This is a genomic window from Streptomyces sp. P9(2023) (genome assembly GCF_032436795.1).
GTDB lineage: Bacteria > Actinomycetota > Actinomycetes > Streptomycetales > Streptomycetaceae > Streptomyces.
In genome coordinates this window covers 1-249 of the sequence record NZ_JAUPWM010000717.1, presented here as the reverse complement: position 1 = coordinate 249, position 249 = coordinate 1, and the positions used below count along the sequence as shown (strand labels likewise).

Below are 249 nucleotides of genomic sequence, written 5' to 3'. Positions count from 1 at the left end.
GCCTTCGATGCCGGCACGGCAGCGACCCTCTTCGGTTTGCCCTACGTCCGCGTTGCACTCGTGCGGGCGTATTTTGCCGCCGTCACCAAGGTCCGCTCGGGAAACTGATCGCCGCCGGGCGGGCATGGGCGCGGGGTGAACTGTTTCAGGATCGCCTCGCCGATGATGCCGACCAGGACGCCCGGCTTTGGGGGCTGCAACTGGCTGAACCTATCGCAGCCCCGCATGAAACCGCGCTTTGGGCAGAAC

At 66.3% G+C, this 249-nt stretch carries 1 protein-coding gene; it reads right to left on the bottom strand.

Features of this window, described 5'->3' with window-relative positions:
* Window positions 1-41 precede the first annotated feature (41 nt).
* Window positions 42-249: hypothetical protein (locus tag Q5762_RS39215; protein WP_315897097.1), on the bottom strand; the 208-nt coding region annotated here is incomplete at its 5' end.